The organism is Pseudoalteromonas sp. SK18, from assembly GCF_001974855.1.
Taxonomy (GTDB): Bacteria; Pseudomonadota; Gammaproteobacteria; order Enterobacterales; family Alteromonadaceae; genus Pseudoalteromonas.
In genome coordinates this window covers 100,249-125,248 of sequence record NZ_MTQB01000006.1, presented here as the reverse complement: position 1 = coordinate 125,248, position 25,000 = coordinate 100,249, and the positions used below count along the sequence as shown (strand labels likewise).

16 protein-coding genes and 8 tRNA genes are annotated in these 25,000 nt (G+C 41.7%); 19 read left to right on the top strand and 5 right to left on the bottom strand.

Annotated elements, in window-relative coordinates:
- Nucleotides 1–7 precede the first annotated feature (7 nt).
- The 12 genes from tolB (at nucleotide 8) to BW139_RS06630 (ending at nucleotide 5,255) form a co-directional block, all read left to right on the top strand.
- Nucleotides 8–1,366: a Tol-Pal system beta propeller repeat protein TolB gene (gene tolB, locus BW139_RS06685; protein ID WP_008468400.1), complete on the top strand. Its 1,359-nt coding sequence runs from the start codon at nucleotides 8–10 to the stop codon at nucleotides 1,364–1,366.
- A 35-nt stretch (nucleotides 1,367–1,401) separates the two neighbouring features.
- A complete protein-coding gene (pal, locus tag BW139_RS06680; protein ID WP_008114144.1) occupies nucleotides 1,402–1,938 on the top strand; it encodes a peptidoglycan-associated lipoprotein Pal in 537 nt (178 codons plus the stop codon).
- Between the two features lie 13 nt (nucleotides 1,939–1,951).
- A complete protein-coding gene (ybgF, locus tag BW139_RS06675; protein ID WP_008114146.1) occupies nucleotides 1,952–2,704 on the top strand; it encodes a tol-pal system protein YbgF in 753 nt (250 codons plus the stop codon).
- A gap of 171 nt (nucleotides 2,705–2,875) precedes the next feature.
- Nucleotides 2,876–2,951 (top strand) — tRNA-Lys (locus BW139_RS06670).
- Between the two features lie 70 nt (nucleotides 2,952–3,021).
- Nucleotides 3,022–3,097 (top strand) — tRNA-Lys (locus BW139_RS06665).
- Between the two features lie 70 nt (nucleotides 3,098–3,167).
- A tRNA-Lys gene (locus tag BW139_RS06660) sits at nucleotides 3,168–3,243 on the top strand.
- Nucleotides 3,244–3,308: 65 nt separating this feature from the next.
- Nucleotides 3,309–3,384 (top strand) — tRNA-Lys (locus BW139_RS06655).
- A gap of 65 nt (nucleotides 3,385–3,449) precedes the next feature.
- Nucleotides 3,450–3,525: transfer RNA gene (locus BW139_RS06650), tRNA-Lys, on the top strand.
- Nucleotides 3,526–3,590: 65 nt separating this feature from the next.
- A tRNA-Lys gene (locus tag BW139_RS06645) sits at nucleotides 3,591–3,666 on the top strand.
- Nucleotides 3,667–3,731: 65 nt separating this feature from the next.
- A tRNA-Lys gene (locus tag BW139_RS06640) sits at nucleotides 3,732–3,807 on the top strand.
- 148 nt (nucleotides 3,808–3,955) lie between these two features.
- Nucleotides 3,956–4,996, top strand: a complete 1,041-nt coding sequence (nadA, locus tag BW139_RS06635; RefSeq protein ID WP_008466811.1) for a quinolinate synthase NadA — start codon at nucleotides 3,956–3,958, stop codon at nucleotides 4,994–4,996.
- 169 nt (nucleotides 4,997–5,165) lie between these two features.
- Nucleotides 5,166–5,255: transfer RNA gene (locus BW139_RS06630), tRNA-Ser, on the top strand.
- Nucleotides 5,256–5,307: 52 nt separating this feature from the next.
- On the opposite strand, the gene BW139_RS06625 is transcribed toward BW139_RS06630, so the two are convergent.
- The 4 genes from BW139_RS06625 to BW139_RS06610 all read right to left on the bottom strand — a co-directional run bounded on the left by BW139_RS06625 (nucleotide 5,308) and on the right by BW139_RS06610 (nucleotide 9,298).
- Nucleotides 5,308–6,957, bottom strand: coding sequence for a diguanylate cyclase (locus tag BW139_RS06625; RefSeq protein WP_076919148.1), 1,650 nt, complete (start codon nucleotides 6,955–6,957; stop codon nucleotides 5,308–5,310).
- Between the two features lie 165 nt (nucleotides 6,958–7,122).
- Nucleotides 7,123–7,998, bottom strand: coding sequence for a c-type cytochrome (locus tag BW139_RS06620; protein WP_076919147.1), 876 nt, complete (start codon nucleotides 7,996–7,998; stop codon nucleotides 7,123–7,125).
- A gap of 265 nt (nucleotides 7,999–8,263) precedes the next feature.
- Entirely contained in the window at nucleotides 8,264–8,653 is a 390-nt protein-coding gene (locus BW139_RS06615) for a DUF2750 domain-containing protein (protein ID WP_008109770.1), read from the bottom strand.
- Between the two features lie 66 nt (nucleotides 8,654–8,719).
- Nucleotides 8,720–9,298, bottom strand: a complete 579-nt coding sequence (locus BW139_RS06610) for a TetR/AcrR family transcriptional regulator (RefSeq protein ID WP_076919146.1) — start codon at nucleotides 9,296–9,298, stop codon at nucleotides 8,720–8,722.
- A 157-nt stretch (nucleotides 9,299–9,455) separates the two neighbouring features.
- On the opposite strand from BW139_RS06610, the gene BW139_RS06605 reads away from it, so the two are divergent.
- The 7 genes from BW139_RS06605 (at nucleotide 9,456) to recD (ending at nucleotide 24,249) form a co-directional block, all read left to right on the top strand.
- Nucleotides 9,456–10,499, top strand: coding sequence for an alkene reductase (locus BW139_RS06605; RefSeq protein ID WP_076919145.1), 1,044 nt, complete (start codon nucleotides 9,456–9,458; stop codon nucleotides 10,497–10,499).
- 195 nt (nucleotides 10,500–10,694) lie between these two features.
- Nucleotides 10,695–12,968 carry a TonB-dependent receptor domain-containing protein gene (locus BW139_RS06600; RefSeq protein ID WP_076919144.1) on the top strand — a complete coding sequence of 758 codons (2,274 nt, stop codon included), beginning with the start codon at nucleotides 10,695–10,697 and terminating at the stop codon, nucleotides 12,966–12,968.
- Between the two features lie 58 nt (nucleotides 12,969–13,026).
- Nucleotides 13,027–14,157 (top strand): alkaline phosphatase family protein, encoded by a 1,131-nt coding sequence (locus BW139_RS06595; protein WP_175611403.1) that lies wholly within the window; start codon nucleotides 13,027–13,029, stop codon nucleotides 14,155–14,157.
- The gene (locus BW139_RS06590) at nucleotides 14,154–15,215 is read left to right on the top strand and encodes an alkaline phosphatase D family protein (RefSeq protein WP_076919142.1); all 1,062 of its coding nucleotides are present in this window, start codon (nucleotides 14,154–14,156) and stop codon (nucleotides 15,213–15,215) included. The genes BW139_RS06595 and BW139_RS06590 overlap by 4 nt, the downstream gene beginning before the upstream one ends.
- 166 nt (nucleotides 15,216–15,381) lie before the next feature.
- Nucleotides 15,382–18,681 carry an exodeoxyribonuclease V subunit gamma gene (gene recC / locus BW139_RS06585; RefSeq protein ID WP_076919141.1) on the top strand — a complete coding sequence of 1,100 codons (3,300 nt, stop codon included), beginning with the start codon at nucleotides 15,382–15,384 and terminating at the stop codon, nucleotides 18,679–18,681.
- Complete coding sequence (gene recB, locus BW139_RS06580; protein WP_076919140.1) at nucleotides 18,668–22,234, top strand: exodeoxyribonuclease V subunit beta; 3,567 nt, start codon at nucleotides 18,668–18,670, stop codon at nucleotides 22,232–22,234. The genes recC and recB overlap by 14 nt, the downstream gene beginning before the upstream one ends.
- A complete protein-coding gene (gene recD / locus BW139_RS06575) occupies nucleotides 22,231–24,249 on the top strand; it encodes an exodeoxyribonuclease V subunit alpha (RefSeq protein WP_076919139.1) in 2,019 nt (672 codons plus the stop codon). Before recB ends, recD begins: the two co-directional genes overlap by 4 nt.
- Nucleotides 24,250–24,262: 13 nt before the next feature.
- Here recD and BW139_RS06570 read toward each other — a convergent pair whose 3' ends face one another.
- A complete protein-coding gene (locus BW139_RS06570; RefSeq protein ID WP_008109789.1) occupies nucleotides 24,263–24,895 on the bottom strand; it encodes a trimeric intracellular cation channel family protein in 633 nt (210 codons plus the stop codon).
- Nucleotides 24,896–25,000: the final 105 nt, after the last annotated feature.

The following is a 25,000-nucleotide window of genomic DNA, read 5'->3' as shown; positions in this document are numbered from 1 at the left end:
GGATGACATGTTTAACAAAATTAAAATAGCCTGTTTAGTTTTAATATTAGGATTTCAAAGTGTGGCACATGCAGCACTTGAAATTGTTATTACTGAAGGTATAGACGGCGCAAGACCGATTGCGATTGTGCCATTTAAATACCAAGGTATTGGTCCTATTCCAGAGCAGCTAAGTGATGTAATTGCTGCCGATTTAATGCGCAGCGGCAAGTTTAAGCCTGTGAGTGTGTCGCAAATGCCGCAACAACCTCACAAAGATGCGGATATTGATTACAGTGCTTGGGTAAATCAAGGTGTAGAGGCTGTATTGGTTGGTGAAGTAGAACAGCAAACCAACGGACGCTATTTAGTGCGATATGAGCTGGTTGATGTTATTCGCGGCCAAATCACTGGCGGTGAAACACAAATGATGAGCAGCGGTAAGCTGATTCAAAGCCAAGATCATATTTTAGAAGCGCGTCAAAGCGTGATTGGTGAAACTGGCTTTCGTCGTTACTCGCACCGCATCAGTGATGTAATTTATGAAAAACTTACCGGTGAAAAAGGCGCGTTTTTAACAAAAATAGCCTATGTTATTGTTCGTGATACTGATGAAAAGCCGTATCAGTTAGTGGTTGCTGACTACGATGGCTTTAATGAACAAGTATTATTGCGCTCAAAAGAGCCGTTAATGTCGCCAGTATGGTCGCCCGATGGGACTAAATTAGCGTATGTAACGTTCGAAAATCGCCAGAGCCAAATTTTTATTCAAGACATTTATACCGGTAAACGTGAATTGATCACCAGCTATAAAGGAATTAACGGTGCGCCGCAGTTCTCGCCAGACGGTAAAAAGCTACTGTTAGTGCTGTCAAAAGATAAAACTGGTGCAACTGAGGTTTACTTATTAGACTTACTAACACGTAAAGAGACACGATTAACACGTCATCGTAGTATAGATACCGAACCTTCGTGGTACCCAAATGGTCAAGATATAGTATTTACGTCGGAAAGGGGTGGTAATGCTCAGATTTATAAGTTAAATTTAAAAACTGGCAGATCTCAAAGATTAACCTTTGACGGTGACATGAACCTAGCGGGTTCTATTTCGCCAGACGGAAAAGAATTAGTGATGGTAAACCGTACTAACGGACAGTATCATCTTGCTAAGAAAGAGTTGGCTACAGGTGCGTTCCAAGTTTTAACCCGAACTCGCCTTGATGAATCGCCGAGCATAGCGCCAAATGGCTCGATGATTATATATAGCACGCTCCATAATAATAAACAGGTACTTGCGCTAGTATCGATGGACGGCCGTTTTAAAGCACGCTTACCTGTGCTTGATGGACAAGTAAAGGCACCGGCTTGGTCGCCATATTTACAGTAATAATTGCTGGTTTACTCAAAATAGGAATCTACTCAATGCAACTTAACAAAATACTTAAAGGCCTGCTAATTGCTGTGCCAGTAATGACACTAGCAGCTTGTAGCTCATCTTCAGATATCGATGAAAATGCAGCTAACCAGTCTAACCAAGCAACTGTTGAACAAACAACTGATACAGTTGAAGTAGCAACAATGACGCCAGAGCAACAAGCTGAAGAGCAACTTCGTCAAAAGTACGAAGCGCTTCGTCAAGAGCAAATCATTTACTTTGGTTTTGACACTGCAACGATTCAAGGTCAATACGGCGAGCTACTTCGTGCACACGCTGAGTTTTTAGTTAAAAACCCTTCAGTTAAAGTATTAATCGAAGGCCACGCAGATGAGCGCGGTACGCCAGAGTACAACATTGCACTGGGTGAGCACCGTGGACAAGCAGTTGAAAAATACCTACAAAGTTTAGGTGTTTCTGAAAGCCAAATTTCAGTAGTTAGCTACGGCGAAGAGAAGCCAATGGTTAAATCTCGCACTGAAGAAGCTTTCGCTAAAAACCGCCGTGCGGTACTAGTTTACTAAGATAAGAGGTATTATGAAGCCGAAAATTATTTTGGCAGCCATGATATTGAGCGGGAGCACCCAGTTAATGGCTGCTCCCGCTCCTGTTTCAGAAGCTGCAAGTTCACAGTCGAGCATTGAAAAGCGTTTAGCGACGCTTGAAAAGATGATGCAACAGCGTAACTTCTTACAAGTAGAGTTACAGCAACAGCTTAACTTACTGCAAGATGAAGTGAGTCAAATTCGCGGTGTTACCGAAGAGCAAAGCTATAAACTAGAAAAAGTATTGCAGCGCCAACGCGAGCTTTATCAAGAAATAGAAAACCGTGTTAGCCAAGCATATGCTAAACCGGCCACTCAAGCGCCTACAACAGACTACACGCAACCAGGTAGTGATCAGAGCTACAGCAGTGATTTATCTGAAAACGAAGCGTACGAGCGTGCTGTTGCGCTTATAATGAAAGATAAGCGCTATGATCAAGCTATTCCAGAATTTCAAGCGTTCTTAACAACGTATCCAAATTCAGTGTACACCTCGAACGCACATTATTGGCTTGGGCAATTATTAACGATTAAAAATGACGGTGTAAAAGCAGCCGAGCATTTCAAAGTAGTTGTTAACGAATTTCCAAACTCAAATAAGCGCCCAGATGCAATGTTAAAGCTTGGTACACTTTTACAAGAGCAAGGGTTAAAGGCTGAAGCGCAAAAAATACTGAATGAGCTTATCAATCAGTACCCAAGTACAACTGCTGCTAAATTAGCCACAGATCGCTTATCAAAATAAATGTTGATGCTTGATTAGACTGCTTTTTGTCATAAGCGGTCTAAATTTGCTCAACTAGACATAAAAACTTAAAAAAAGAGACAATTTCGGTTGCACTCATTTTATAAATAAGTATTATAAGCGCCCGCAGCAAACGAATGGTAACCCCACTCGAAATGCGACAAAAAGAGCGGGTCATTAGCTCAGTTGGTAGAGCAGTGGACTTTTAATCCATTGGTCGATGGTTCAAGTCCATCATGACCCACCATTCTTTATTGTTAATAAAGTTTGGTCTTTAATCGGCGGATTTACGCAATGTGTTAACAAACACACAGAGCGGGTCATTAGCTCAGTTGGTAGAGCAGTGGACTTTTAATCCATTGGTCGATGGTTCAAGTCCATCATGACCCACCATTCTTTTTTAAACTAGAATGGTCTAATCGGCGGATTTACGCGTACTTACTTTTTACAAGTAAACCAGAGCGGGTCATTAGCTCAGTTGGTAGAGCAGTGGACTTTTAATCCATTGGTCGATGGTTCAAGTCCATCATGACCCACCATTCTTTATTGAATGGCTATAATCGGCGGATTTACGCAGCCTTACTTTTTATAAGTAAACCAGAGCGGGTCATTAGCTCAGTTGGTAGAGCAGTGGACTTTTAATCCATTGGTCGATGGTTCAAGTCCATCATGACCCACCATTCTTTACTGAATGGTTATAATCGGCGGATTTACGCAGCCTTACTTTTTATAAGTAAACCAGAGCGGGTCATTAGCTCAGTTGGTAGAGCAGTGGACTTTTAATCCATTGGTCGATGGTTCAAGTCCATCATGACCCACCATTCTTTACTGAATGGTTATAATCGGCGGATTTACGCAGCCTTACTTTTTATAAGTAAACCAGAGCGGGTCATTAGCTCAGTTGGTAGAGCAGTGGACTTTTAATCCATTGGTCGATGGTTCAAGTCCATCATGACCCACCATTCTTTACTGAATGGTTATAATCGGCGGATTTACGCAGACTTACTTTTTATAAGTAAACCAGAGCGGGTCATTAGCTCAGTTGGTAGAGCAGTGGACTTTTAATCCATTGGTCGATGGTTCAAGTCCATCATGACCCACCACTTCTGGTACACTTTCTCCGTATAATATATTCCTTAGTATCTCCCTTATTTTTATTTATAAACTGCCTGACTAGATTGCTATTATTTAGCGTTCGTTTCTCGTATAATTTGCGCTATTAATTACACTGTAAATAAAGTGGTCGAGAACATGAGTTTAGCTCAAACTATTATGCCTGAAGGTTATATTTTCCCTCCTAAGCCGGCACCGTTAACACAAGACGAAAAAGGCGAATATAAAGCGCGTATAAAACAATTACTGCAAGAGAAAAACGCGGTACTTGTTGCTCATTATTACACTGATCCTGAAATTCAAGCACTTGCTGAAGAAACGGGCGGCTGTGTAGCCGACTCACTGGAAATGGCACGTTTTGGCGCTCGCCATGAAGCCGATATGATCATCGTCGCGGGTGTACGTTTTATGGGTGAGACTGCTAAAATTTTAACCCCTAACAAAACCGTGGTTATGCCAACACTTGAAGCGACTTGTTCATTAGATATTGGTTGCCCAGTGGATGAGTTTTCAGCGTTTTGTGATCAACACCCAGACCGTAAAGTGGTAGTGTATGCTAACACTTCTACCGCGGTTAAAGCGCGTGCTGATTGGATAGTTACCTCATCGTGTGCACTTGAAATAGTAGAGCACTTAGATGAGCAAGGCGAAAAGATTATATGGGGCCCAGATAAACATTTAGGCAGTTATATTCAAAAGAATACTGGCGCCGATATGATCATGTGGAATGGCGCATGTATCGTACATGATGAATTTAAAACCAAAGCGCTAAAAGACTTTAAAGTATTGCATCCAGATGCAGGCGTATTGGTGCATCCCGAATCACCGGCTGAAATTGTTGAACTTGCTGATGCTGTTGGCTCTACTAGCCAGCTTATTAAAGCAGCGCAAACTATGCCGAATAAAAAGTTTATTGTGGCGACCGATCGCGGTATCTTTTATAAAATGCAGCAACTATGCCCAGATAAAGAGTTTTTTGAAGCGCCAACGGCTGGTAGCGGCGCTACATGTAAAACTTGCGCTCACTGCCCTTGGATGGCAATGAACGGCTTACAAGCGATTGAGGAAGCACTGATTGATGCCAGCGGTAAAGAAGTGTTTGTTGATATGGATTTGCGTGAAGGCGCACTTAAATCATTAAATCGCATGCTAGACTTTACAGCCAATATGGCAAAATAATAAATAGCAATATAATGCATTAGATAAAGGCGATACTCAGGTATCGCCTTTTTATTTGCTTATGAGTAGTTAGTTTGATTATTGAGCAGTTAAAAGCATGATGTTAAAAAGGCCTTGCACCAAGCAAGTGTATTTCATACTATAGCGCGCTGTTGCAAAGCAACATTGTGGAGAGATGGCTGAGTGGCTGAAGGCGCACGCCTGGAAAGTGTGTTTAGGTTAATCCCTAACGAGGGTTCGAATCCCTCTCTCTCCACCATTATTCTATATTAGGACGTCTCAGGACGTCCTTTTTTGTGCCTGTAATAAAGTTAAGCGTGTTGGCTTTGTACTTGGCGTTTGTTTTTACGCTGATGTTTTAATGAATACATTCGTTGGTCGGCTAAAGTTAAGCAGGCTTTGTAGTCATTACATTCCTCACTACTTGCTAAGCCATAGCTCACGCCTGATAACGGCCAGTGTTTTTGAACTTGTTGATGAATATAGTTTAACGACTCGTTGATGCTCAGGGTGAGTTGGGCGAGCTGTTGTGCTGACTGAACGTTACACACACAAATAAACTCATCACCGCCGGTTCTGCATACCTCGCCTATATCGGCTAACGCATTTTGTATTAACCGTGTAACCTCAATGAGTAGCTTGTCACCGTGAGCATGACCTAGGTGATCGTTAACGCTTTTAATATTGTCGCAATCTATAAACACTATGAGATAAAAATTATCTAAGTTATCAAGTATTTCTTGTAATTGCAGCCGGTTTCCTACTTTGGTGAGTGGGTCTATGCGTGATAGCTCTAGCGCTTTTATAAAATTATTTTGCTTTATTTTTAGCCATTCAGATAAAGAAAGTAAAATACAGATACAATCAATGGCCAGAGCAATAAGCACCCATAATTCAGGTGAACTTATTTCTATTAAATTTAGGTGCGATAAAATAAAAATAACCAAGGACAAGCTATAAACAAGGTTGCCAGTTAAAAAGTATTTTGCTCTAAAGTCCTTCATCCCCAGCATTGTAAAGCCAAGCTTTAAGCTTAAATACACCCAAATTGCAGCGAGGAAGTGAGCTAAATAGAACACCCAATGAAAGGGTAAAAATAGGTTTAAAAAACCACAGGCAAGTGCCGTTATGGAAAAGTACTTTAAAAATCGGCTAATACCAGTACGGGTATGTTGGTCAAAGTTAAATAAGTAATAGGCAAATGAGCTGGCAGAGGCAATAGCGAAGGCAAAAATATACATGCCAAAGTAATGGGTGTTAATCGCATGATAATTAAAAAGTAGCGCAGCTATCCCCGCTGCGAATGCCCAACCAATGCCATGTAACCCTATGTAACCTGCACAAAATAATGCCACGCGATGTCGTGTTTTAAAAAACATGATCAAGGCCATGCAAGCCAAAGTCAGCATTATCGTTATAGACACTAAGCTTAATGAATTGATATAAAACTGAAGTTTAACAAACCTAGATTGAGGAATAACGTTAATACTAACAGGTTTAGCAAAGTGCTTAGCATTAACATAAAGCCATAAAACACCGTGTGAATTAGCTTCTAGTTGTAATTCAAAAGCTCGGCTGTGCATTACAATGGCTGATGGGCTGGCACTATCTTGTGAAAAGTCAGCGACTTTTCTGATCCCACTAGCATCTTGATAAAAAGCAACGCCACTATCTAAGTAATTAACTTGGGGTATTATATACCAGCGTCCAGCGCTCGTTGTGGTTAAACTAATTTTTGCTATTGCACTGCCATTCGCACTGTACAGCGAAGTGATGGGAATATTAACATTGTTATAGGCATTAACGAGTTGCTCACCTTGGGTTGGTTTAGCTAAATCTACTTGATGCCAAATAGCTGATTTTAATTGTAAGCTGTCATTTTCGTTTAGTGTTACAGCAGATGCACTAAAACCAATGGTTTGTAGTAGCAAACAACATATTAAATTGAAAGTGTACCGCATGTAATACCTAAGTTAGTGATCCTTAAAAATTATACTGCATTTTTAGCAGAATAATTATCGTTATGACTGTTTCAGCGTATTTTTACTTAAAATGTGGCTGTTAACTTTATATCGCTCCAAGAAGATAAATAAGTGAGTGGCAAATTATTACGCTACAGTACGTTGTTAGCGACGCACATCTTTTGGCGCGCCGCCTTGTGGCCAGTCATTCGCTTTATTGGCAAAAACAGGGCGCTCTAAATGAGAAAAATAATAAGCAATGTCTACAGCTTGTTGATCGGTTAACATACCTTCTTGTCCCAATGGCATATTCCCTTTAATAAACGCAGCTGCGGTGTAAGTACGTGCCATGCCCGCACCATCATTAAACGACTGGTTGCCTGCAACAGCAGGGAACATGTAAGTATTATTGGGGTATAAGCCTTGGCCGTCTAGTTGGTGGCAGCTTGCACAGTGCTGAGCGTATAGGGTTTTGCCGTTATCGGCGTTTGGAATAAGCTCTTTATTAATAGTGACAAAACCTGTTGTTCCTTGCAGGTCATCTTTGCTTTTTATATTTAGTGATAAAAAGTTCATATAGCCGACGATAGCCTGCATTTGAACCGAGTCAGTAGCCAGAGGCTGGCCATTCATTGAGCGCTGAAAACAGCCATTAATTCTATCTTCTATGGTATTTATTTTTGCATTGCGAGAGCGAAATTTAGGATACACCACATTCATCCCTACGTAGGGTGCGGCTTTAGCTACGCGTCCCTCGTTAAGATGGCAGGAACTACAATTAAGTTTATTGTTAACGTTGTTTGGAAGTTGTTTATAAGTATCAATAATCAGCAAACGACCATAACGAATGAGATCTGATTCTGGGCTAGCATCGAGATCCTTAATAGCAGGAGTGGCCAGCGTGTTAGGGTGATTTGCTGATAAGTTTATAATTGTCGGCGCATTACTTAGCACTGTTTGTAATGTTGATTGTGTTTCTTGTGAGTATACGGGCAAAGTAAATAACGTCGCTAATACAACACTAAAATGAACTTTAAACATAATATAACCCAAGCTAATAATAAATAGAGTCTCACCATGACTATTGTTAGTTAAGTTTAATTAGCAGCAATGCAATTGATGAGTTTGATGATTCACGCCTATTTAAAATATAGTTAAAAACTATATAGAAGGTTAATGATTCGGCTATTTTTTATTAATGGATGTTTAGAGCTGGATTTTTGGCAAAAAGGAAGGGGTAATTAAAGTGCCGCTGAAAAGAAGTAATTAAAGCCATTTCATTGTTGAAATGGCTTTGAGCAGTTGTTTAATACTTGTTCTTTTTGGCACTGAGCTGTGCTTGAAACTCATCAGGAAATAAAATCGTGCCGTCGTCTTCTTCGGTAGGGAACACGGCAACCAGTAAGTCGTCTTCTTCAAGGCCTGGCGTCCAGCGGCTAAACCAATCTGCTGTTGGAATTGCTTTAGGTGTACATCCTTCCCATTCGCCGGTTGCCCATGCTTGTGCAAACTCACGGGTTGGCCATACAGGCACACAGTCGTCGTCTTCGTTAGTGAGCATGACGCAGCCGTCGTCATCATTTAAAATCCACACTTGCTTAAACTGCTGCACGGTTTCGTACATGTATGCGAGTCGTTTTTTTGCGCCAAGGCCTAAAATTACGTCGTCTTGCTTTGATAAATTGTCAGTGGTCATTTTTGGCTCTCTCTCACTGTGGGGGGAATACAAAAGGCAGCGACATACTGCGCTTTAAAATTAAGTTTAGCTGATGGCTGCAAGCAGCTCATCGGCTAGTTGGTTTAGTGCGTCGGGGTCTTGATTTGTTAATGCGTAAGTACGCAATCCATAAATACCCATAACACAAAATCGTGCTAGCTCTATGGCACTTCGCCCATTGGTAATTTCTTTATTATCTATCGCTTTTTGTAATTGCTGCGCAAAGGCGTGCTCGTACGCCGTTAAATTAGTACGTAATACCTGGCAAATTTGTGGATCGTTACCCTCCACCTCACTAATGCTTTTAGTAAGCAAGCACACTTTAGTTGCTTCGCCGTCAATACATTCTTGCACAATGATATTAAGGTATTGTTTCAGTGTATCTAAAATACAATTACTGTGCTCAAAAAGCGCCGTAAACTGTGTATTGCGATCGGTTTGGTATTGCTCCGTGGCGGCTAAAAAAATGCCTTTTTTATTACCAAATGCCCCATACAAAGAACCCGGATGTAAATGGGTGGCTTGAGTCAGTTTTTGCATACTGGTTTTTGCGTAGCCATGCAGCATAAACATGGCCATAGCTTGGCGTAGTACAAACTCTTTATCAAATTCTGCAGTTCTCATAATGACTCTTTTAGTGGAGAGAGTAGTAATGAATAAATTTATTTTTCTTAGGCCTAGGTGGCAGTTTACGCAATCTTAAACAAAGTTTCAAAATTATACTTGAATATTCATTCAAGTGACCTTATCTTGAATGTACATTCAACAAAGGATAAATATTATGTCGATTGACTTACTTTCACCTTTTAAATTAAATAACAGCATTGAACTGCAAAACCGCGTACTTATGGCTCCACTGACTCGCTGTATGGCAGATGACAATTTAGTGCCAACACAAGCCATGGTTGATTACTACGCTCGCCGTGCTGATGTAGGCTTAATTATTAGTGAAGCCATTATTATCCGTGCTGATGCACAAGGTTATCCAAATACACCGGGTATCTTCACCAGCGAACAAATTCAAGGTTGGAAAAAAGTCACTGACGCTGTACATGCCAATGGCGGAAAAATGTTTGCACAACTTTGGCATGTTGGCCGTGTAGCTCACCCACACTTTTTTGGTGGTGATGTACTGGCGCCATCTGCAATAGGGGTTGATGGTTCAGTACCGCGTATGCGCGAGCTGACTTATGTTACGCCAAAACCTGTAACTAAAGACGACATTAAAGGCTTAGTGGCTGACTACGCTAAAGCCGCAGAAAATGCGATGGAAGCGGGTTTTGACGGCGTAGAAATTCACGGTGCTAATGGTTATTTAATTGACCAATTTTTACATTATGCGGCAAATGAACGTGATGACGAGTACGGCCAAACACCAGAAAACATGTCGCGCTTTGCACTGGAAGTAACCGATGCAGTTATTAATGTAGTAGGCAATGAGCGCACCGCAATGCGTTTAACGCCAGGTGCTTATTTTAATATGAGCGAAGACAATCGTGATAAAGCAGTATTTGATTACTTATTACCTGAGCTTGAAAACCGCAAGTTAGCTTATTTACACGGCGGTATTTTTGACGACAGCATGCGTTTTGATTCACTAGAAGGTAAATCAACCTCTGAATTTTTACGAGCTGGTTATGCCAGTACCTTAGTGGGTGTAGGGAGTTATAGTTTTGAAACTGCTAAAGAAGCAATTAACGACAGTAAATTTGATTTAATTGCTATTGGTCGCCCGCTTATTGCTAATCCAGACTACATTAGTAAAATTAAAAACGGCGAAGAAGTCACAGCTTACAGTGACGAAATGCTAGCTGAATTGAAATAGTAACTAATTTAGTAAAAACGATAGGGCACTCATGGGCAACTATGAGTGTCTTTTTTTATACATTTATTTGCCATAATTTACTCATAATTGTTTAACCTTGCTGTCAATAAAGTTCCCCCTCGTTGTCATATTTAAAAATTAGACTGTGCCCGCTTTCATAATTACCTTTTATAATTAGAATCAAACGGGACAACAATGTACGCTTTAAAAAATAAATCGATTTTGAGCATGGCTGTGGCCATGGCGGTATCAACTTCAGCTTATGCTAACGATAACGTGATAGAAGAAGTAACCGTTACTGCAAAACCAACCAGTTATGCAAACAACGTTATTGAACCTGCCATGCTTGAGCAACAAAGCTCGGTATCGAGTGTGTTATCAGTAATAGATAACTTACCTGGCATTAGCATAAACGAAGGCGACGCATTTGGCGGCGACGATTGGTCAACCACTATTACCATGCGTGGTTTTAGTATTGACTCAAACCAGCAGCAATTAGGTATGACGGTAGACGGTATTCCTAATGGCGGTTCTAATTATGGCGGTGGTGCTAAAGCGAATCGTTACCTAGATAGCGAAAATTTAATCACCGTGGAAGTAGGTCAAGGCACTTCAGATATAAAATCAGCCTCGTTAGAGGCACTAGGCGGTACTTTTAACTTTGTAAGTAAAGCGCCTAGCGTTGAAAAAAGCACCACTTTTGCATATACCTCAGGCAGCCATGACGCGAGCCGCTATTACGTTAAACACGAAACTGGCACCATTTTCGATAATACTCAAGCGTATGTAAGTTACTCGCAAACCGATACTAGCCGTTGGATTGGTTCGGGTAGCAATGGTGGTAAAGATAATCAACACGCTGAGGCGAAATTTGTCACCACCCTTGATGAGTTAACTATAACAGGGCGTTTATCCTACGATGATGTAAGCGAGACGAATTACAACAGCGTGAGCTTGGCACAATTTGAACAAACTCCAGATTGGGATCAACTAACATGGAACTGGACAGGCGTTCCGCACTTTGACCAAATGTTTGCAGAAGGTTGGGGCACGCTGCGTGAAAATACTCTAGGGTATTTAAAGTTTGAATACGCGATTTCACCTACCTCATTGTTAACAATTAGCCCGTATTACCATAAAAATTCTGGCCGTGGCGATTGGATCCCTCCTTATTTAACGTCCCCTGTAGATGAAAATGGTAACCCAACCACAGAAGGTGGCACAAACGCAGGGTCTTATGGCTTTACAGATAGTAATGGCAATCCACTTGCCCCCAACGCAGGTTGTACAGCAAGCTTAAACTGGCCTTGGGAGTCAGGCCCTGAGCTTAACCCTGCATGTTACGACGCTGATGCCACGCCAGTTATGTCTTATCGTCATACACATTATAATAAAGATCGTTTAGGGGTAACTGCTAATTATCAAGCGACCTTTGGCATGCACGATATTGAAGCGGGTTTTTGGTATGAGCAAAGTGACCGTGATGAGTCGCGTGATTGGCATAAAGTTATAGATGCGCGCATTTATCATCACTTTGATAACACCCCATACTGGACGCAATACAAAAACACCTTTGAAACCGACACCCTTAAATGGTACGCCCAAGACTCAATGGCATTTGGCGACTTAACCCTTAACCTAGGGGTTAAAAAGTACTTAGTAGACATAGAAAAGTATGACCATTATCAAAATGCGACAACAGCTAAAGTAAACAGTGATTCAGACCTTCTATTTAGTGGCGGTATTTTATATCAGCTAAATAGTAATACTGAGTTATTTACCAGCTATAGCGAAAACTTTGCTGCCATTAAAGATGGTGTGCTTGAACGCGACAGCTCTGATTTATCAGCTATTGAGCCAGAAACCGCTGAAAATATTGATCTAGGTGTACGCTATCAAAATAATACACTTAAACTAACGGCAACGGCCTATTCAATTGAATTTGATAACCGTATCACCTTTATAGCACCAGGCAGCGACACCGGCGGTATAGATTACACCATAGGTACTAACGGCTCGTACCTAAATGTGGGAGGTATTGAATCCAAAGGTTTAGAGCTGTCAGCAAGTTACATGCTTAATAATGAGTGGAATGTATATAGCTCATACACCAATAATAGCTCTGAATACAAAGGCGATGCGCCAGGGTTTGAAGCAGGAGGCAAAGTAATTGACTCAGTGGATGATTTATTTGTGCTATCAACCGATTACTACAGTGGCGATTTCCGCTTTGGTTTATCGGCTAAATACACTGGTGAGCGTGGCGATGTAGATAGCTATACCGTGCTTGATTTAAATGCAGGCTATGCAGCCGAAGTTAATGCTGGCCCATTCAAAGCCGTTGATATTGCTTTTGTGGTTTACAACATTACTGATGAAAGCTACCTAGCAGGCGGCACAGGTAATGGGAGCACTTACTTTATTGGCGCCCCACGCACAGCAGCCGTGACGTTAACCGCCACGTTTTAAAACGTAATAAACGTAATTAAGCCCATCATTGATGGGCTTTTTATTAAACGAGGTGTGTATGCAAACAATAATAACAATACTAATAATCGGTTTGGCTTTACTTAACAGTCAGGCGGTTTTGGCTGCACCGCAAAATGTGGTGTTGGTAACTTTAGATGGGGTTCGCTGGCAAGAAGTATTCAATGGTGCCGATAACAAGCTGATTAATAAAAAAGAGTTTGTTAAGCAGCCAGCACAGTTAAGCAATGAATTTTGGCATGAAAGTCCGCAACAGCGTCAACAGTTGTTAATGCCATTTTTAACTCAAACCATTGCAAAGCAAGGCGTTATTATTGGCGATAGGGCTAAAGGCTCAACTATGTCGGTGAGTAATCCGTGGTATTTTTCATACCCTGGATATAACGAAATTCTCACTGGCGAAGTGGATGAAAGTATCAACAGTAACGACAAGGTATTCAACCCAAATAAAACTATTTTAGAGCGTTTAAACGCCCAACCTGAATTTAAAAACAGCACCGCATTATTTGGTAGTTGGGATGTGTTTCCTTTCATTGTAAATACCCAGCGCAGCAAGGTGCAGGTGAATGCGGGGTTTATGCCCGTTGCTGATGATTTATTTGCCGACGCAGCGCTACTTAATGCGCTACAAACAGAGATACCTAGCCCTTGGCATAATGTGCGGTTTGATAGTTTTACCTATCGATTTGCCAAAGCGTATATGCTGGCAAAAAAACCAAGACTACTGGTGATTAGTTTAGGAGAGACTGACGACTTTGCTCACGATGGCCATTACGATGCTTACTTAAAGTCGGCCAAACAAAGCGATGCATTTTTAAAAGATTTATGGCAAACCATTCAAAGTACTGCAGGTTATAAAAATAATACCACGTTAATTGTTACTACCGATCACGGCCGTGGAAGTCATGCCAGTGATTGGCAGCATCACAGCTCTCGTCGAGCATTGCTAGAGCTTAATCTAGGCGCAGATGTGTTTCCTAAAGGTATAGTAGGCTCTGAGCATATTTGGCTTGCAGCTATTGGCCCTGCAATTAAAAATAACGGTTTAATTAAAACTAAAAACGAGCTTAAACAAGCGCAAGTTGCCGCCACCGTTTTAAAAGCACTTGGGCAAAACCCACACATAATTAACCCCAATATGGCACCGGCTATTAATGAGATTTTAAAATGAAACAGTTGCTAAAAACCTTTAAGTATTCTGCACTGTCACTGACTATTGTGATTAGCAGTGGAGCAATGGCTGCGCCGTCTAAAATATTATTTGGTTCTTGCGGGCATCAAGATAAAGACATCCCTATCTTTAATGCGATAAATAAAGAGCAGAGTGATTTATTTATATTTTTAGGCGATAACATTTATGGCGATACTAACGACATGGCTGTGCTTAAAAATAAATACCAACGCCTTGGAGCAAAGCCAGGCTTTAAAGCACTACGCGCACAAACACCAATAATAGCTATGTGGGATGATCACGATTATGGTCAAAATGACGCGGGGAAAGAGTATCCGCATAAAGAAGCATCGCGGCAAATCATGCTCGATTTTTGGCAAGAACCTGCTAATTCAAAACGCCGTACCCGCCCTGATGGTATTTATACCTCGTACATGTATGGCGAAGGCGAGCAAACCGTGCAGGTGATCATGCCAGATTTACGCTTTAATCGTGACACACTTAATTCTGTTAGCGAGATTGAGTATTACACCAAGCGTAAAGCAAATAACCAAGGCCCGTACAGTCCAACTGAAGTTAAAGGCGCGTCAATGCTAGGGGAGGTACAGTGGCAATGGCTTGAAGCCGAGCTGAAAAAGCCAGCGGCAATAAAGCTAATAGCGTCGAGCTTGCAGTTACTGCCTGATTTTACCGGCTGGGAGTCGTGGGCAAATTTTCCTGAGGATCGAAATCGTTTATTTGCGCTAATTAAAAAACACCAAGTAAATGGTGTGATTATTATTAGTGGCGATACTCACTGGGGCGAGATTTCAAGGTATCAACACAATCTTGATTACCCACTTATTGAAATGACCAGCTCAGGTCTGACAGAAAAGTGGAAAGACGTTAGCCCTAACCAGCATCGTGTCGGTGATTACACACATAATGTTAACTATGGTGATTTAAGCATAGACTGGCAACAAGTCGACTCTGCTATTTCATTAAAGCTTAAAGGCATTGATGGCCAAGTTATTATGCAAAGTGATTTTAGTCTTTCAAGTATTAGTCCTTATAAATAGCATCACCATTTAAATAATAAACGCACTGCAGTTAAAGCAGTGCGTTTAAAAGTTCATCTATTGGTGGGCTAACTTGCTGATTTATTAGTGCCAATTTCCCCTTAGTGCTACCGCTTAAATTGAAAATATCTTACACTGGCTTTATCTCAAGTAAGGCTGGTATCGTATGCTCAATATTATTCAATCAAACCGTATGGAAGCCCTGCAAGCGCAGTTTCATCAGCTATTAAAAGTAAACCCATTGCAAAGCCCATTTGATAAAGAAGTGGTGTTAGTGCAATCGCCGGGTATGTCGCAGTGGCTAAAAATTGGTTTAAGTGAAAATTTAGGCGTAGCTGCACAGGTAGACTTTCCGCTACCATCGAGTTTTATTTGGCAGTTGTACCAGCAACTATTGCCAAACGTGCCTAAAGAGTCGGCGTTTAATAAACCGAACCTTGCTTGGAAACTGTTTGCAATTTTACCTACTTGTATTGACGAGCCACTGTATTTACCCCTAAAAACCTATTTAGAGGGGGATATTGACGGCCAAAAAACCTTTGCCCTATGTGAAAAAATAGCCGATGTGTACGACCAATATTTAATGTATCGCCCCCATTGGATAGCCACTTGGGATAGTGGTGTTGATACGCTTGACGATGTTGATATAACGATTGCGCCTTGGCAACCCGATTTATGGCGTCGTATCGTCAAATTAAGCAAGCAGCTGGGGCAAAGCCAATTTCACCGTGCCAATATGCAAGGGCAGTTACTCAGTGCACTTGAGAGCATGGATAGCGCCTTATTACCAAAACGCATTAGCTTATTTGGCATATCGGCGATTGCCAGCTCGCAGCTTGAAGTGTTTGAAGCTTTAAGTAAAAAAACTGAAGTGTTTTTGTTCTTTTTTAACCCTAGCGAGCATTACTGGGGCGATATCATTGATGAAAAAACAGCCGCTAAAATCACCGCTAAATACGCAAAAATGCCGCTGGTGGAAGCACAGCAAAAAAAGCAAACCAATCCCGATGAGGAATACTATTTTATTGGTAACCCGCTGTTATCGTCGTGGGGTAAACTCGGCCGCGATTATTTTGAGCAACTAGTGCAGCTTGATGCCCGCTGGATTGATGGTTTTATAGATGCATTTGACGATAGCTTGCTCGGCCAAGTGCAAAGTGAAATTTACCAACTTGCCTTTAAAGGTGAGTCGCTCACCGATGATAAAGAATGGTTTATTAACGACGAGGGCAAGCTGCCAATTACTGCAAACGATGCAAGCATTACACTAAGTGATTGCCATACACCGCTTCGAGAAGTAGAGCGTTTGCACGACTACTTACTTAATTTATTTAATCAAAATTCAGCGCTTACCCCTAAAGACATCATCGTGATGATGCCCGATGTTGGCACCTACAGCCCTTATATTGAAGCAGTTTTTGGTGGTGCACAGGGCAGTCGATTTATACCTTATGCGCTAGCTGATTTAGCCATAGAGCAAGAAAAACCTGTACTGAGTTCGTTTGCTAGTTTAGCTAATTTACCGTTTTCGCGCTTCGGCGTGTCGGATATTCTCGATTTATTACAGGTTACCCAAATTGCTGAAAAGTTTGGCTTAGAAGCGCATGAATATGAGCAAATTCAGTATTGGTTGGAGCGCGTTGGCGTTAAATGGGGTGTAAACGCTGAACATAAAAGTAGCTTTGATTTACCCGCAATTGAGCTTAACACTTGGCAACATGGCTTAAACCGGCTACTACTGGGTATTGCCATGCGCGATGAACAATGCCCATTTAATGGTATTTACAGTGCCGATGAGGTTGAGGGCATGGCACTCGATACACTCAACAAGCTGGTACATTTTATTGATGTATTGCAAGACTTTAAAGCTAAGCTCACCCCCGATGATACACTCACTAATAAAGCCCAAATTTTAAGTGAGCTGCTCAATACTATTTATGAGAGCGAAAGCGACGACAGTTGGGATTTATTAGTACTGCAAAAAGTACTCGAAGATATAGGTAAGCACCACGATAACGGTGATTACAGTGAGGCCGTATCGCAGCGCATTGTTAGCTATTTAATTAAACAAGGCATACAAGAGAAAGGTGTCGGCCAGCGATTTTTAGTGGGGCAAGTGAATTTTTGTACCCTCATGCCAATGCGCGCCGTCCCCTTTAAAGTGGTATGTATGCTAGGCTTAAACGATGCCGATTACCCACGCACGGTGCAGCCAATCGGATTTGATTTAGTGCCGTATTCTAAAAAGCAAAAAGGTGACCGTTCACGAAAACTCGATGACCGTTACCTCTTTTTAGAAGCGCTATTAAGTGCCCGAGATAATTTATACATGAGCTACATTGGCCGATCATGTTTTGATAACCAGCCGCGCATGCCATCAACGCTTGTCAGTGAATTGTTAGAATACATAGGTCGCAGCTTTAAACTTAGCGAACCCAGTGATAAATCCTTGCCAGATTGTCTTATTAGCCAACAACATCTTCAACCTTTTAATAGTCAGTACTATTTGCCAGCTAGCGCTGAACAGGCAGGACTTAACAACCATAGCTATAATCCAATTTGGCTTCCTAGCGAGGCCATTGAGCCAAAAACAATTACTACGCTTGATGTAACGCCTCCAGAGTTGCTTGATCTTGATGTGTTTATTCGCAGTGTGTGCCATGCCCAAGAGAGCTTTTATCAGCAAAGCTTAGGGTTACGTTTGCCGCAATTTAACGACATAGCCAAAGATGAAGAACCGTTTAGCTTAGATGCGCTGCGCCGTTATTTTTACCTTGATGAAATACTTGAAGCTAATATTAACGATACACCACTGAGTACCGAGCAAATACTGCAGCGCGGTGAGTTGCCGCAAGCTCATGTTGGCAGCTTAATTTATGAGAGCATGCAACATCGCGTTGATGCGCTTGCAGGGCAAGTAAAACAACAAATAAAAGCGGGTAAAAGCGAACCGATAGAAGTGTTACTTTCGCTTGAAAACACCACCATTGAAGGCTGGTTAAACCATGTGTATATGCAAAAACAAGTGTTTTATCGCAGTGCCAGTATTAAAGCTAAAGATTTAATTAAAGGCTTTATTTATCATCTTGCTGCACAAAGCATGCAACAAGAGGTTGAAACCTTATTGCTGGGTTTAGATAAACAAATTAGTTTTGCCCCAATGAGTAAAGCCGATGCCGATTTACTGCTCGCAGATTGGTTTGAGCTTTATAAAGCATTACGCAACAAGCCCGTGGCGTTTTTTCCGGTAAGTGGTTATGAATACGTGAAAAGCGGTGGTGATATGGCAAAAGCCAACAGTAAATTTAGTCCACAGTATATTGGCCGAGGTGAAGGAGAAAACCCTTATATTCGTCTCACGGTGCAATCACTTAATGACTGCCAAGACGAATTTATACATTGGAGCGATAAGCTACTCGCCCCATTATTTGAGCACGCCAAGGAGAGTGACTATGCAAGCGCTTAATCCACTCACTATGCCATTATCAGGGCAAAGCTTAATTGAAGCCAGTGCTGGCACAGGTAAAACCTACACGATCACGGGTTTGTATTTGCGCTATTTATTGGGCATGCAAATACCTGGTGAGCTGAATACGCCATTGAGTGTTGAGCAAATTTTGGTAGTCACCTTTACCGATGCCGCCACGCAAGAAATTAAAGACCGAGTTCGCAGCCGTATTATTGCTGCGCGTGATGCATTACTGGGGCAAGTACCTAATGATGAGCTAATTGAGGGTGTAATAGCAGGCGTTGATGACAAGCACCGTGCATTTGACTTACTCGATGCTGCAGCTAAATCAATGGACGAAGCAGCTATTTTTACCATTCATGGTTTTTGTCAGCGAATGTTAAAGCAGCATGCGTTTGAATCCGGTGTGGCATTTAACTTAGAGTTCATTTTAGATGAGCGTGATATTCTGCTTGAAACCATAAAAGACTTTTGGCGCGCGTTTGTATACCCACTCAGTAAAGAAAGAACAGATGCGATTTTAGCGGTATTTGCTGCGCCCGAATCACTATTTAGTCATGTAAATAGTATTTTAAATAAGGCGAACGCAGAGATAACCCCGCAAGTTAGTTTAGATGCGGTATGGCAAGCGCGAGATGAATACTTGGCGTGTGTTCCAGCCTTTAAAAAAGCCTGCCTAGAGCAAGAGTTTATTGGTGCTGTTAAAGCATCCGATTTAAGTGGATCAAAAACACCTGGGCGAAAGGGCAGTCTTGCTGCACTTGAAGCATTTTGCTTAGGCAGTGATGACTTTTTTGAATTTGGTACCAGTAAGTATTCGTTTGAGGTGTGGAGTAGCGAGAACTTAAGTAATGCCGCTAATTATAAAAAAAATGGCACATTACTGACTCATCCACTTATTAGCCAATTCGATGCCTTAGCCGCACTTAACAACACCATTAACCAAGGGTTAAAAATTGCGATAGTGCAATATGCGGCGAGCTGGGTAAAAGCGGCCATAGTTAAACGCAAACAAGAACAAAGCGTGATCACCCCTGACGATTTACTGACTAATTTACACAGTGCCTTAAAGAGTGAACAAGGTGATGTGCTCGCACAAAAAATAGCGCAGTTATTTCCGGTGGCAATGATAGATGAGTTTCAGGATACTGACCCGATTCAGTACGGGATTTTTAGTAAAATTTATGCTCAAAGCAATACCACTTTAGCTATGATAGGCGATCCCAAACAAGCAATTTATGGGTTTAGGGGCGCAGATATATTTACCTACATTGGCGCAAAAGAAGCGGTAGATGAGCCACAACAATTTACATTGGGCACTAACTTTCGTTCAAGCAGTGATATTGTAAATAGCGTAAATAGCTTATTTAGCAAATACGAAAACAGCTTTATTTATAACGACGCCATTCCATTTAATAAAGTGAAAGCGAAAGGAAAAAAAGCAGATGAGTCGTTTTTAATTGACGGTAAACCGGCCACCGCGTTTGAGTTTAATGTGTTTGTAGATGAAGCCGGCGATGAAAAAAATAAGCCGACCAGTAAAGGCTTAGGGCAAGCTCATTTAGCCACCCATTTTACCAATAAAATTGTTACTTTACTTGAGCAGGCAAACCAAGGAATAGCCTGTATTGGCAGTACGTCGGTAAGCGCTGCTGATATTTGTATTTTGGTGCGCGACCGCGTTGAAGCACAAATAATGAAGCAAGCGCTGAGTAAAGCTAATATTGCCAGTGTGTATTTGTCGCGCGACAGTGTATTTAGCCAAGAGTTAAGTCATCACTTGCTCAATTTTTTAACGGCTTTGCATGGTCAGTACGATGAGGCGTTACTACGCGGTGTATTAGCTGGCCCGTTATTTTGTTTAAGCTATAACGATATTTTTGCTCTAGCCGATGATGAAAATAGCTGGCAAGAACACCTAAACTTTTTTGCTCAACTTAGCCATATTTGGCATAAGCAAGGGGCAATGGCAATGCTCGAACGCTTACTGAGTCACAATCAGCTCAGTGCCAAATGGCAAGGCTTGGGCTATAACGTAGAACGGTGGCTTACCGACTTTAGACATCTTGGCGAAATACTGCAGCAAAAACAAATAGAGCTTGAAGGGACACTTCGTTTATTACGTTGGTTTGCGCAAAAGGTGAGCCAGCAAGATGGCGAAACAGTGCAAGTTCGCTTAGAAAGTGATGCGAACTTAGTTAAAATTGTGACTATGCACGCTTCTAAAGGGCTTGAATACCCATTGGTATTTATGCCATTTGCCAGTGGTTATCGTGAAACTAAAGACGCGCTTTATCATCAAAATGGCAAGTTGATTTACGATTTAAGTAAAGACGAAGACGCCCTGCAAAAAGCCGAACAAGAACGTTTAGCAGAAGACTTACGTTTGCTTTATGTGGCACTGACCCGAGCAGTGCATTTTTGTTCGCTGGGCGTGTATAACATTTCTCAAGGGCAAAGTAGCCGTTTAGCAATTCAAAGTAGTGCGCTGGGGCATGTATTGTTCTCAGGGTTAGAGATAACCAGCAGCCAAGTGTGGCGCACCCATTTAAGTGAATTTTGTGAGGCTAATCATGCTATGCAATATCAGCAATTTACCTCTGGCGAACTAGTTGAGCAGGGCATACTTCGCTTAAATAACAGTGACACTAAACAGCACGATTTACTTATTAATACAGTAACGGCGCAGATTGAACGTGACTGGCGAGCAACCAGCTTTAGTGCCTTGAGCTTTAAAAAGCATGCAGAGCAACTTGCTCCAGGGCGCAGTGATGAAGATCATCAAAGAGATGAGTTTGCTGTGCAGCAAGATGAACTTCCTTCACCGTATAGCTTTCCAAAGGGTGCAAAACCAGGGAGTTGTTTGCACGAAATATTTGAGCAGCTTGATTTTACCAGTCCGGTAAATCATCCCACGAATACAGAGCAAAACTTAACGGCTGTGATTGAGCGTGCTTTTGAAAAATACCATATCGATGAGCAATGGCAGCAAATTACCGAGCAATGGGTACTCGATGCACTTAATTGCCCGTTAAACAGCGAGAATAATTTAAGTTTGAGCCAATTAGCGCCAAGTGACTGTTTAGTAGAAATGGAGTTTAATTTACCGCTTAGCAGCCTCAGTGCCCCTAAGCTTAATGAAGTGTTGATTAAACATTTTGGCTTTAACCAAAGTAAACTTGAGTTTGCCCATGTGAAAGGGTTACTAAAAGGCTTTATTGATTTAATTTTTTGCTACCAAGGCAAGTATTATATTTTAGATTATAAATCGAATTATTTGGGCAGCACCCCTGCCGATTATGTGCCTGAGCAGCTAGAGCAAGCCATGACCAGCCACCAATATCATTTACAGTATTTAATTTATACCGTAGCGCTACATCGCTTGCTTAAACAACGAATTCCCGATTATTCCATAGAGGCGCATTTAGGCGGTGTTTATTATACTTTTTTACGCGGTATGCCAGCAGGAGAGGGAGTGTACTTTAAACAGCTAAGTGTGGAGCAAGTCATTATTTTAGATGGCTTGTTTAGCCAAGGAGCCATGCTATGAGTGATTTAAATCAACAACCGGGTTTGTTTGATGACTTAGATGATGCGCCTTTAGATGAACCTGTGCTCACAACAGCGCAGCCAACTATGCAGACCAGCGAAAGCATTAAAGTCGTGCCGTTGCTAACGTATTTAACGGACGAACATAGAGTGCGTGTGGTTGATGTAAAACTGGCTGAATTACTCAGTGGCACAAACGCACAGCAAGGGTATGACGACCTCTTTTATATAATTTTAATGCTGTGTTTATCGCAGCAAAGCCAACATAGCTGTTTAACCCTAACAGAGGTTGATTGGACTAATCCGTTTAATTTACGTCAAAGCGACTTTACTAAACTAGAGGGCACACAGCCTGGTACTCTGAGCCCATTTAGTGATGACTTTACGACTGAGGCGGCAATACGTTATTTACTCTCACATCACAGTGTTGGGGAGCAAAAGCCGCTGCAATTGTTTAATCAACGGTTATATTTTTCTCGTTTAGCAGGCTATGAACAGACTCTTGCGCAACGATTACTAACAATGAGCGAGCGACAACTTAACATTGATGATGCAGTACTTGCTCAGTTATTAACTCGCTACTTTCCTGATGATCCGAGTATTGATATTGATTGGCAAAAAGTAGCGTGTGCCATTGCCGCTACAAAAGGTTTTAGTGTGATCACGGGCGGGCCTGGTACAGGTAAAACCACCACGGTGACAAAGCTGTTAGCGATTTTGCAGTCGTTATATCAAGCGGCACCATTGAGCATAAAATTAGTAGCGCCCACCGGTAAAGCAGCGGCGCGACTAACCGAGTCAATTTTAGGGGCCAAAAATAAGCTTAATGAAATACCGGATGAGATTAACGCGTTGATCCCGCAAAGTGCGCAAACCATTCATCGTTTGTTAGGAGTTAAGCCATTTACCAATAAATTTCGGCACGATAAAAGCAATCCGCTGCATGTTGATGTGCTGATTATTGATGAGGCCAGTATGGTCGACTTATCACTTATGGCTAAATTAATCGAGGCTTTGCCAGATCATGCCCGATTGATTTTACTCGGTGATAAAGACCAACTTGCCTCGGTTGATACTGGCAGCGTAATGAGTGATTTATGCCAAGGGTTAGTGCTTGGGCAAACACCACATTATTCGAAAGTACGCTGCGAGCAATTGAACACGCTGTGCTTTAATGGCGCCATTAAACTCAACGCGCAAACTCAAAGTGAGTTTAAACTCGCTGACTGCATTGCTTTTTTACAACATAGTTATCGGTTTGATGCCAAAAGCGGTATTGGTCAATTGGCGCTGGCTGTAAATACCAACAACCGAGGAATATTAAACTATGTTGAACAACAAAGCAGCGAAGGGCATTTTAGCGATATTATTTTAGACTATGATTTTGTTTCCACACCGATTGAAAAGTTAGTAAATAGTGCCGCAAGTCATTATGCTAATTACCTAACACTGATAGCCCAAGATGCCAGTGTTGCACAAATACATGCAGCTTTTGCCAGTTATCAGTTACTGGCTGCGGTTCGTGAAGGCGATTATGGTGTTAATAGTTTAAACCTGCGTATTGAACGGGTATTGCAACAGCAAGGTTTAATAAGCGTTAACCCTAATCAGCGGCATTATACAGGGATGCCAATTATGGTTAGCCAAAACGACTATCAGCTAAAATTATTTAACGGTGATATAGGGATTTTAATGCCCGATGATAGCGGTCAACTCAAGGCACTGTTTATTGATGAGCAAGGCAATGAACGGGCATTTTCGCCCGCACGATTACCGGCGCACGATAAAGTGTATGTAATGACCATTCATAAATCCCAAGGCTCAGAGTTCAGTTATACAGCGATGGTATTACCACCGCTCAAGCAGGCGAGTATCGGTATTAATAGGCAATTAGTGTACACGGGAATTACCCGGGCAAAGCATACCTTTGAGCTGGTGGCAGATAAAAAAGTGCTGCAACTGGCCATGGGTAAAAGTGTATCACGGGCGTCAGGCTTGTATGAGCGATTAGTGTAAAGCCATACTTATACTAATCGTTTATTTTTGGGGTTCGCTTTCTAAAAACGTTGGGTTGCCAGCCAAAATGCAGTGCGCCCAATCTTAGAAAAACGGTTACCAATAATGAACCTATAATGCACCATAAATAAGGTGCTTCTAATAAAAATAGCGTGGCATAGGTTAAGCCTCCTGCAAAACACGCGGTGGAGTAAAGTTCTTCGCGCATCACCAGCGGTACTTCTCTACAGATCACATCACGTATTAAGCCGCCAAATATACCCGTTGTCATTCCCATTGTAAGCGCAACCACCATGGTTGTGCCTTCAATGAGTGCTTTTTCAATACCGACCACATTAAAAATAGCCATACCAATGGCGTCAACCAGCAACATGTAATAGTTAGACACATCGGGTAAGTGGCGAATAAACATTACGGTGACAAAAATAGCGCCATAGGTGGCATATAAAAAATTTGGATTGGCTATCCAAAATACAGGTTGGTTAAGAAGAATGTCTCTTAGTGTGCCACCGCCTAAAGCTGTGACTGAGCCAACAACGACAACACCAAATCCACCAATATCTTTGTCATGGCCTAATAACGCACCTGAAATTGCAAAAAATGCGACGCCAATAAGGCTCAAAAAGTTAAAATATTCTGCCGTCATTGAGGTGTCCTTACCAAGTTGAGAATTTATATTAGATATTAAAGGTAAGTGATAGGGGGTTTATATTAGCTGAATAACACTCTCTAAGCACAAGGCTATTAGCCC

What these genes read in the sequence shown, in the direction of transcription:
- tolB (WP_008468400.1), top strand. Translation starts at nt 8, where the DNA reads ATGTTTAACAAAATTAAAATAGCCTGTTTAGTTTTAATATTAGGATTT.
- pal (WP_008114144.1), top strand. Translation starts at nt 1,402, where the DNA reads ATGCAACTTAACAAAATACTTAAAGGCCTGCTAATTGCTGTGCCAGTA.
- ybgF (WP_008114146.1), top strand. Translation starts at nt 1,952, where the DNA reads ATGAAGCCGAAAATTATTTTGGCAGCCATGATATTGAGCGGGAGCACC.
- nadA (WP_008466811.1), top strand. Translation starts at nt 3,956, where the DNA reads ATGAGTTTAGCTCAAACTATTATGCCTGAAGGTTATATTTTCCCTCCT.
- BW139_RS06625 (WP_076919148.1), bottom strand. Translation starts at nt 6,957, where the DNA reads ATGCGGTACACTTTCAATTTAATATGTTGTTTGCTACTACAAACCATT.
- BW139_RS06620 (WP_076919147.1), bottom strand. Translation starts at nt 7,998, where the DNA reads ATGTTTAAAGTTCATTTTAGTGTTGTATTAGCGACGTTATTTACTTTG.
- BW139_RS06615 (WP_008109770.1), bottom strand. Translation starts at nt 8,653, where the DNA reads ATGACCACTGACAATTTATCAAAGCAAGACGACGTAATTTTAGGCCTT.
- BW139_RS06610 (WP_076919146.1), bottom strand. Translation starts at nt 9,298, where the DNA reads ATGAGAACTGCAGAATTTGATAAAGAGTTTGTACTACGCCAAGCTATG.
- BW139_RS06605 (WP_076919145.1), top strand. Translation starts at nt 9,456, where the DNA reads ATGTCGATTGACTTACTTTCACCTTTTAAATTAAATAACAGCATTGAA.
- BW139_RS06600 (WP_076919144.1), top strand. Translation starts at nt 10,695, where the DNA reads ATGTACGCTTTAAAAAATAAATCGATTTTGAGCATGGCTGTGGCCATG.
- BW139_RS06595 (WP_175611403.1), top strand. Translation starts at nt 13,027, where the DNA reads ATGCAAACAATAATAACAATACTAATAATCGGTTTGGCTTTACTTAAC.
- BW139_RS06590 (WP_076919142.1), top strand. Translation starts at nt 14,154, where the DNA reads ATGAAACAGTTGCTAAAAACCTTTAAGTATTCTGCACTGTCACTGACT.
- recC (WP_076919141.1), top strand. Translation starts at nt 15,382, where the DNA reads ATGCTCAATATTATTCAATCAAACCGTATGGAAGCCCTGCAAGCGCAG.
- recB (WP_076919140.1), top strand. Translation starts at nt 18,668, where the DNA reads ATGCAAGCGCTTAATCCACTCACTATGCCATTATCAGGGCAAAGCTTA.
- recD (WP_076919139.1), top strand. Translation starts at nt 22,231, where the DNA reads ATGAGTGATTTAAATCAACAACCGGGTTTGTTTGATGACTTAGATGAT.
- BW139_RS06570 (WP_008109789.1), bottom strand. Translation starts at nt 24,895, where the DNA reads ATGACGGCAGAATATTTTAACTTTTTGAGCCTTATTGGCGTCGCATTT.